Annotated in this window: 7 protein-coding genes and 1 pseudogene; 5 read left to right on the top strand and 3 right to left on the bottom strand. The window is 41.7% G+C overall.

What is annotated here, in order from left to right; all coding sequences use genetic code 11:
• Positions 1–132: 132 nt before the first annotated feature.
• A complete protein-coding gene (gene tyrS, locus CXF78_RS03530) occupies positions 133–1329 on the bottom strand; it encodes a tyrosine--tRNA ligase (RefSeq protein WP_102035989.1) in 1197 nt (398 codons plus the stop codon).
• Between the two features lie 125 nt (positions 1330–1454).
• Here tyrS and CXF78_RS03525 point away from each other — a divergent pair, with 125 nt between their 5' ends.
• The 4 genes from CXF78_RS03525 to CXF78_RS03510 all read left to right on the top strand — a co-directional run bounded on the left by CXF78_RS03525 (position 1455) and on the right by CXF78_RS03510 (position 5114).
• Positions 1455–2993 (top strand): peptidoglycan DD-metalloendopeptidase family protein, encoded by a 1539-nt coding sequence (locus CXF78_RS03525; RefSeq protein ID WP_102035988.1) that lies wholly within the window; start codon positions 1455–1457, stop codon positions 2991–2993.
• Between the two features lie 36 nt (positions 2994–3029).
• Positions 3030–4142, top strand: coding sequence for an anhydro-N-acetylmuramic acid kinase (locus CXF78_RS03520; protein WP_102035987.1), 1113 nt, complete (start codon positions 3030–3032; stop codon positions 4140–4142).
• Positions 4143–4256: 114 nt separating this feature from the next.
• A complete protein-coding gene (locus CXF78_RS03515; RefSeq protein WP_041413166.1) occupies positions 4257–4643 on the top strand; it encodes a DUF2750 domain-containing protein in 387 nt (128 codons plus the stop codon).
• A 6-nt stretch (positions 4644–4649) separates the two neighbouring features.
• Positions 4650–5114: a hypothetical protein gene (locus tag CXF78_RS03510; protein ID WP_102035986.1), complete on the top strand. Its 465-nt coding sequence runs from the start codon at positions 4650–4652 to the stop codon at positions 5112–5114.
• A 142-nt stretch (positions 5115–5256) separates the two neighbouring features.
• Here the strand turns inward: CXF78_RS03510 and erpA are convergent, their stop codons facing one another.
• Both erpA and CXF78_RS03500 read right to left on the bottom strand, forming a co-directional pair.
• A complete protein-coding gene (erpA, locus tag CXF78_RS03505) occupies positions 5257–5607 on the bottom strand; it encodes an iron-sulfur cluster insertion protein ErpA (RefSeq protein WP_011638424.1) in 351 nt (116 codons plus the stop codon).
• A gap of 21 nt (positions 5608–5628) precedes the next feature.
• Positions 5629–6402, bottom strand: a complete 774-nt coding sequence (locus CXF78_RS03500) for a DUF6776 family protein (protein ID WP_102035985.1) — start codon at positions 6400–6402, stop codon at positions 5629–5631.
• A gap of 323 nt (positions 6403–6725) precedes the next feature.
• Here CXF78_RS03500 and CXF78_RS03495 point away from each other — a divergent pair.
• Positions 6726–8449 (top strand): annotated as a pseudogene (locus CXF78_RS03495) (chloride channel protein).
• Positions 8450–8767: the final 318 nt, after the last annotated feature.

Raw genomic sequence — 8767 nt, 5'->3', positions numbered from 1 at the left:
ATTACCAGACCATGTCTGACCAACTTGAATCTCAGTAATGTTGCCCGCATCAATTAATCATCGATTGACCATGTATCAGACATAAAAAAACGGCTTAGTGATAAGCCGTTTTTTATTCGTTAACATTCGTGATTACTTTAAAATCACTTTAGCAAATTTGCGTTTACCCACTTGGAATACCGCTTCAAGACCTGCATTAAAAATTTGGCGACTGTCTTCAATCTTCTCGCCATCCATTTTAACTGCGCCTTGCTTAATCATACGCATACCGTCAGAGGTTGAACCCACAAGGCCTGCATCTTTAAGTAAGTTAGCAATTGCTATGCCTTCGCCCGCTTCTAATACCACTTCTTCGATGTCATCAGGGATGGCACCTTTTTGAAAACGGTCGATAAAAGCTTGATGTGCCGCTTGTGCTTGCTCTTCATCATGAAAACGAGCAATGATTTCTTTGGCTAACAAAATCTTGATGTCGCGTGGGTTTGTGCCATTTTCAACGTCTAACTTGAATTGGGCTAATTCAGTTAACGGACGGAATGACAACAGTTCAAGATAACGCCACATTAAGTCATCAGAAATCGACATCAGTTTGCCAAACATTTCGTTGGCAGGCTCGCTCACACCAATATAATTATGCGCCGATTTAGACATTTTCTTAACGCCATCTAACCCTTCAAGCAATGGCATCATGATGACAGTCTGCGGCTTTTGGCCTTCAGATTTTTGCAGTTCACGGCCCATAAGCAGGTTAAACTTTTGATCTGTTCCGCCTAATTCAACATCGGCTTTCAATGCAACTGAATCGTAACCTTGTAATAAAGGGTACATAAATTCATGGATCGCAATAGATTGACCTGATGCATAACGCTTTTTAAAGTCGTCGCGCTCCATCATTCGGGCAACGGTTTGCTGTGATGCTAAGCGGATCATGCCAGCAGCGCCTAATGGCTCTAACCAGCTAGAATTAAATTCGATGCGGGTTTTTGCTGGGTCTAAAATTTTATAGACCTGCTCTTTATAGGTTTCTGCGTTAGCAAGCACTTGTTCACGAGTCAGTGGCGGACGGGTGCTGTTTTTACCACTAGGATCACCGACCATACCGGTAAAGTCACCAATCAAAAAAATCACTTCGTGACCAAGCTCTTGAAAAGTACGCATTTTATTCAAGATGACCGTGTGACCTAAATGAATATCTGGAGCGGTAGGATCTGCACCTAACTTGATGCGTAATGGACGCCCTTCTTTCAGTTTCTCAAGCAAATCCGCTTCAAGTAATATCTCATCGGTACCGCGCTTAATCTCTGCCAATACTTGATCTAAATTCGCCATCTCTACTGCAACTCCCAGGGCTTGCACAAAAAATAAAGAGGTCTATGTTACTTGTTAGCCACAGCAAATGAAAGAGTGTACACTTAGCGGATAATAACGAAAGAGAGAAATTGGTAACAGAGTCAATGGCAAAGCTTCTTACTTTATTCACATTGCTGCCAAAAGCACATCAAATCACATTATCTTTACTGGTGATTCTAACGACAATTATTCTGATGTTTCCATCGGAAGACGCTCAAGCATCTAAACAAACCCGATTGGTAAGTCAATCTGCTGACAAATCAGATATAGAAACCAATGAACGTTATGCTATTCCCTTAGCCTTTCGCACCCCAACTGCACCGAGTCATAATGACCGTATCGTTGATGATGAATCGACTGATTTCATATCAAATGATGCCCTTGTATCAAGTGATAATAGCGAAGAAGTAAGCAGTGGCGAAACTCCTGACGATGAAGCATTTTCCCAACATCTTGCCATGTTGCAAACCAGTACTTCTGATATCGATGGCATGATTAATGATCTCGATCAGCAAGTTGCCACTCAAAAAGCCAAAATAAAACAACAAGCGGCTAACGATGATTATAGTGTTGAATACTATGAAGTCGCTAAAGGCGATACCTTAGGCGGCTTATTTAGCCGTGCAGGACTCAGCGCTAAAGATGTCTATGACATTACCCAATTACCCTTAGCGAAAAAGAATCTGCTAAAAATTATGCCGGGCGAAGAAATCGCCATCAGCAAAAATGCCCAAGGTGAATTACAAGAATTAACCTACCGCATGGATAAAGTGTCGACCTTAATTATCAGTCAACATAATGAACAATACAAAGAAACGGTGAACACTAAAGAAGTCGTTAATCGCACCTCGTTTATTAGCGCCAATATTAAAAGCAACTTTTGGAATGCCGCTGCCGATGCAGGCTTGTCTGGTAACCACATTATGGAGTTGGCCAATATTTTTGGTTGGGATGTCGACTTTGCCCTCGATATTCGCAAAGGCGATCACTTTTCGTTGTTATTTGAACAAGAATACGCCGACGGTCAATTTTTACGTAATGGCAATATTCTCGCGGCAGAGTTTATTAACCAAGGGGAACGTTACACCGCAGTACGTTATACCGACGGTGAATACTATTCAGAGAATGGCAGTAGCATGCGTAAAGCCTTTTTACGTTCGCCAGTAGACTTTAAATATGTCAGTTCTAACTTTAACCCGCGTCGCTTGCACCCAGTAACAGGGCAAATTAAAGCCCACCGCGGTGTTGATTATGTCGCCGCCATTGGCACGCCGATTAAAGCGGCTGGTAAAGGTAAAGTGGTTGAGGCTGGTTATAACCAGTTTAATGGCAACTATGTCTTCATTAAGCACAACGAAACCTACACCACTAAGTATTTACATTTAACTAAGCGCAAAGTAAATCGTGGTGAAACGGTTAAACAAGGCCAAATAATCGGTACTCTGGGTAAAACAGGCCGAGTCACTGGCGCTCATTTACATTATGAATTTATTGTAAATGGGGTTCATCGCAATCCACGAACTATCGATTTACCTAAATCAATGCCAATTGATCGCAGAGAGAAGAACAAATTCGCTGCACTCAGCAAGCAATTGATGACAAAACTAAAATCAAATCAACAACAGCAATTGGCAAGTAATTAATAAACGGTTTAATTGCTGCTTACAGAGAGTCACTTCATGTCTAAGCCAGAATATTTTATCGGTCTAATGTCAGGCACAAGCATGGATGGTGTGGATGCGGTGTTGGTTGATTTTTCGGCCGAACACCCCGTGCTAATCGCCAGCCATACAGAAGCTATTCCTGCGCATTTATTAAAAGGTTTACAGCGTTTATGTCAACCCGAGACAGATGAAATAAATCGCTTAGGTAGGCTCGACCGCAGTGTCGGCAAATTGTTTGCTCAAGCCGTTAATCACTTATTAGCGAAAACAACAGTGACTGCCACGGAGGTTATCGCGATTGGTTCTCATGGACAAACCGTGCGTCACATGCCCAATTTAGAAATGGGCTTTACCTTGCAAATTGGCGACCCAAACACCATTGCCATTGAAACCAATATCGATGTTATTGCTGATTTTAGACGTAAAGATATCGCCCTTGGTGGCCAAGGCGCACCGTTAGTTCCGGCATTTCATCAACAAGTGTTTGCTCAACCTGGCCACTCAAGAGTTATTTTAAACATTGGCGGCATTGCCAATATCACTTATTTACCCGGTAATAGTGAACAAGTGTTAGGTTTTGATACAGGCCCAGGTAACAACTTAATCGATGCCTTTATTCAACAAAATTTAAACCAACCTTTTGATAAAGATGGTGCTTGGGCAGATTCTGGTACTACTCATCCAGACTTACTCAAGCAGTTATTATCTCACTCTTATTTTTCACTAGCCTACCCCAAAAGCACTGGCCGAGAGCTATTTAATCGAGCTTGGCTTGAGCAACAACTCGCTGACTATAGTCATTTAGATCAACAAGATATTCAATCCACATTACTTGACCTTACTTGTCATAGTATTGCCAATGACATTAATAAATTGTCACCCAATGGGGAACTGTTTGTTTGCGGCGGTGGCGCGTTAAATAAAACCTTAATGCAGCGACTAGCCACTTTGGTTCCCGGCTATAAAGTCGATACTACCAGCGCTTTAGGTGTTGATGCTAAATGGGTTGAAGGGATTGCTTTTGCATGGTTAGCAATGCGTTATCACCATGATTTACCCGCCAACTTACCGGCCGTCACGGGTGCGTCACGCACTGCTATATTAGGTGGCCGCTTTAAAGCAAGATAAATACACCAATATGTGCGGTTTACTTTTGCAATTGTGGCCTCAATGTTATGATGCCCACAAATTTGCCTAATCGTTTGAAATTGGGCAAAGCCGTAACTTAAGATGAGAGTCAATATGAGCAACAAAACCAAAAGTGTGTCTGAACTGATGAATTTAACGCCAGAAGGCCGTTACGATTATATGGTTGAACAAATTAAATCAGAAAAAATCATTTGGACACTTCAAGATCAAGATGGTTGCGTAATGTTAACCACTGAAGATGAAGATTGTATTCCAATGTGGCCATCTGAAGAAACGGCTGCACTTTGGGCTGTTGATGAATGGAAAGACTGTGAACCATTAGCTATTCCACTAGACGAGTTTCAAGAACGTTGGGTGAGCGGCATGGAAGATGATGATTTATTTATTGCAGTGTTCCCAGTACAAGAAGACTTAGGTGTCGTTGTGCCGCCGTTTGAAATGAACGAACGCATTTCACCAAAGAAACAACAAAAGCATTAATGTGTTATGACAATAATCAGCTCTGAATCAAACGAAGTAGATAAGGTAACCGTCAAACCACGTTTACCTAAACGACTTATTGGCTTAATGGTTATCTATACATTATCGTCCATCAGTGGATTAATGGCCGCCAGTTCACTATCAGAGTTAAGTGCAATGTTATGCATTTTGACCTTGATGATGGTATTAGCAATTATCGGTCGCCAAAAAGCGGGCTTATATCTACTGCGGGTTTACTGTCTCTTGCAACTGCTGTTGTATAGCCTGCTACCGATTATAATGTATGACCCTGATAATTTGGTTGCCGGACCAACGACATTTGATTTTGGTTTATTTCAAGCCGTAGTGCCTGATTGGCTTATATACTCAGTGCTGATTACCCTAGGTATTATACAAGTGTGGATTAGCTTTAATGCCAAAGTGAAAGCGTGGTTTAAACCGCGGATGAACCTCAACATTATGAGTAGCTAATCATCTCATCGATTGTATTATTCAAAGATGTTGTCCAGAAATCAAAAAAACCGTCGAAAGACGGCTTTTTATTATATAAATCCATTCTAAAGTGAGAGAGTAATCTCGTCTATAGCGTGGTTTATTGCTGCAGTGAAACGCATTACACTGAGAAACTAGCCCCGCAGCCACATGTCGTGGTCGCATTAGGGTTTTTAACAAAAAAGCGTGAACCTTCAAGACCCGATGTATAATCCACTTCACCACCAACAAGGTACTGAAGACTCATTGGATCAACAACCAACTGCACACCTTGCTTTTCAATGGTGAAATCACCTTCGTTGACTTTTTCATCGAATGTAAAGCCATACTGAAAACCAGAGCAACCGCCACCTGTTACATATACACGTAGCTTTAATTCAGGATTCTGTTCTTCTTCTAACAGACCTTTTACTTTTATCGCCGCCGCATCGGTAAATTGGATCGGCATTGTTGCATCAACTTGTTCAGTCATTACTACCTCTTACTTCGGTTTCTACTGAGAATTATCCTTTACCTGACTATTTTGTTCAAGTATTACCCGCAGTTCTTTTTCACCCATCAATAGCTCTGGCACATTAAACACTTGTTCAATCTCACCGCCTTTTATCCCACGACTCGCAGCGACCTTCACTTTGACCATAATTCGTTGTAAATTAAAACCACTTGGCAGCACAAAATCGCTGTCCATAATTTGAAAGTAATTGAACTCAAATTCCAGCTTTTTATTAATTAACTCGCTCAAAGACAGTTCAGCTGGCCCGCCATTTAGTGTGCCGAGCAACAATACAGTGGCGTTGGTTTTCACTTTCACTTTGCGTTTTTGCAACTGGGTTAAGATTAATCGTAACTGATATTGCTCGGAAGCTACACCTTGAGATAATTCCACCCCATGAATTGCCACCCCTTCAACATCAGCATCGGTAACCATAACACTGCGATAAAATGCTAATTCTTTTTCTAACGCTTTCTGTTCAGATAATTGCTGACTAAACATTTCTTGCATTTCTTTATTGGCATTATCAGCAATACTTAACGCTAAATTTCGACTTGCAAGCGCTTGCGCTTGCGTCTCGAGTTCTTGCAATAATTTACGCTTACCACTGGCGCTATTAGGTGTAGCCTCTGGTGCAAATGAAAGCCATAGGTTAAAACTTATTGCGCCGAGTAAAAAACACACGACCATTAATCCTATTAAGTATATGCTTGATGTCCGGTTATTACGTTCTAAAACTTGCAGTCTGTCTAACCAGCGGTGATAATTTAACATTACGTTACAACCTTTTAATAAAATACAGTATGCTTGATGAAGCTTATTTGCGTAGTGCTTATTTTTCTGTAGAGCTTAACATCTTGTTCAAATCCTATGCATTGTAAATAAGGTGCTAATGATAATAATTCGCTTGCCAAATGAAGCTTTACCACCCAACGTAAAAAGCTAAAACAGACATGTTCAAGCCGTACTTTGACTTGTTAAAGGGCGTTAGTGCAAATTGATGGAGAGTAATAACATGACACATACGCGTTATCGGCCAATCAATAAACAACTGCCAAAGACAACCCTAAAATATCCACAGACCTTAGAGTCAAACCGTGCAATTTAAGATAAATAAAGCCGCTATTATTCACGCCAAAAGAGCTACGCGCAAATATCTACGTAACGAATTTAGAGATAAGTTATCTCAGGCTAAAATTAGTGTGCAACTTTGTGCACTCGCACTGTTGTTTGCCATCATTGCCTCACTAGTGATCATCTTATTCCGGTTAAGCTTGGTGTGGGCAGAACAATACCTACATGCAGATTCCATGAGCTTTAGCTCAACCTTAAGCGATTGGCGATCCTACTTACCTTTAATTGGCGCATTGCTTATTTGGTTGCTGTCATTGTTGGGATCAAAGCGATACCGGCGCATGGGCATTGCTTATGTATTGCATCGATTTAAATTGCACTACGGTAAGGTACCGCTTCAATCAGCTGCTGGACAGTTTTTCCAAGCATTAATCGCGCTGATGACCAATTTCTCAGTCGGAAAAGAAGGCCCTGCGATTCACTTAGGCGCAGTGAGCGCCAGTGTTATGGCTGAGAAGTTTTCATTACCAGACAATAGCGTACGCATTATGTGTGCTAGCGGTATTGCCGCCGGTATTGCCGCCACCTTTAACGCGCCACTTGCTGCGGTTTTGTTTGTGTTTGAAGTCATTGTACGAGAGTACAAAATTCATTACTTCTTCCCTATCATGCTATCTGCCATTTGCGGCGCGGTATCAAGCCAACTTGTGTTTGGTAATATTCACGAATACGATTTGATCAATGTGATCCATATTCCGCTCGATCATTATCCTATTTTACTCATTGGCGGGCTTGCGCTGGGATGTGTCGCTGCCCTATTTAATTTTTCACTGATGAAAGTTACTGCGACAGGCCAGCACTGGCCATTAATTTATCGACTGCTCATTGCTGCTGTAGTCACAACGCTAGTTGGTTTAGTCATGCCACAGGCATTAGGCTCAGGCGATTTCGCCATTAATGAAGCCATTAGTGAGCATCCTAGTTTACTGTTTTTAATCGCGCTGTTATTAGCAAAAATGTTGGCGACCATTGCGGCTATTGGCTTTGGCGTACCAGGCGGACTCATCGGCCCTCTCTATGGTATTGGCGCATTAATCGGAGCAATTCTAGCTCTAGTCAGTAGCATAATATTTCCGTCAATTGCGCCTTATGTTGGGCTATATACCGTGATTGGGATGACGGCGATGATGGGGGTTTGCCTGAGTGCCCCCCTAGCAGCATTAGTTGCACTTCTTGAATTAACCAACGATGCTTCGATTATTTTACCGGCCATGTTTGTCACCATTCCAGCATTTTTGGTCGCGTATCAAGGATTTAACACTAACTCTATCTTGCTAAAACAACTAGATATTATGGGGCTTGGTTACAAAGTCGCTCCGCTTAATCAAGGGTTGCAAAAGAAAGGTGTTAGAGTGTTAATGGATAAGCGATTTGTCATTGTGAATGATGATGATGAACTGCTACTTGAAGTACTAAAACGGGCAGCCGGTCGCCCAGTACTAGTGCGTAATGCTGAGGGAGAAATTGAAATGCTGCGCCTTGAAATGCAGTCCTTTGAAGATTCGACCACGCTATCACGTCTTCCTATGCCGGGGTTACCTGACACTGCCACCTTAATGAAGCCTATGAGGCACTGGTCGCGAAACGCTCCGGCGAAGTGTATATCTATCGAGGCACGAATCAAAAAGTGGTTGGGGTAATAAGTTGGGCTAATTTACTTCAAGAAATTCGCTCAGGTCAGGTATAGTCCCAACCGATCCTCGGTATAACCTCTCACTGAGATACCGAATGGAATAAACCAATTCAATCTATCTATTTATAAAATAGGCCTATTGGCTAGCAAGACACATTAACACCTTGAAGCAGGTTATTTTACAAGAAAACTAGAATGCTTAAATATTGGGATAATAAGCGATTCAACAAACGTTAAGTTACCCAAAAAGAGGCTGCCTTAGCGTTATGAAGTTTGAGAGGGTCTGTAAGTATGCAGCTCATTCAGCTGCTAAATTAATCATAAAGTCGAGCAACTCAATTCAGTTAAAATATACACTAAAGCCCTCTGAAT

Origin of the sequence: Shewanella sp. 11B5 (assembly GCF_002836795.1) — a bacterium.
GTDB lineage: Bacteria > Pseudomonadota > Gammaproteobacteria > Enterobacterales > Shewanellaceae > Shewanella > Shewanella frigidimarina.
Note: the sequence above shows the minus strand (reverse complement) of the source record. Positions and strands in the feature narration are given on the sequence as shown.

What these genes read in the sequence shown, in the direction of transcription:
- erpA (WP_011638424.1), bottom strand. Translation starts at nt 5,607, where the DNA reads ATGACTGAACAAGTTGATGCAACAATGCCGATCCAATTTACCGATGCG.
- CXF78_RS03510 (WP_102035986.1), top strand. Translation starts at nt 4,650, where the DNA reads ATGACAATAATCAGCTCTGAATCAAACGAAGTAGATAAGGTAACCGTC.
- CXF78_RS03500 (WP_102035985.1), bottom strand. Translation starts at nt 6,402, where the DNA reads ATGTTAAATTATCACCGCTGGTTAGACAGACTGCAAGTTTTAGAACGT.
- tyrS (WP_102035989.1), bottom strand. Translation starts at nt 1,329, where the DNA reads ATGGCGAATTTAGATCAAGTATTGGCAGAGATTAAGCGCGGTACCGAT.
- CXF78_RS03515 (WP_041413166.1), top strand. Translation starts at nt 4,257, where the DNA reads ATGAGCAACAAAACCAAAAGTGTGTCTGAACTGATGAATTTAACGCCA.
- CXF78_RS03525 (WP_102035988.1), top strand. Translation starts at nt 1,455, where the DNA reads ATGGCAAAGCTTCTTACTTTATTCACATTGCTGCCAAAAGCACATCAA.
- CXF78_RS03520 (WP_102035987.1), top strand. Translation starts at nt 3,030, where the DNA reads ATGTCTAAGCCAGAATATTTTATCGGTCTAATGTCAGGCACAAGCATG.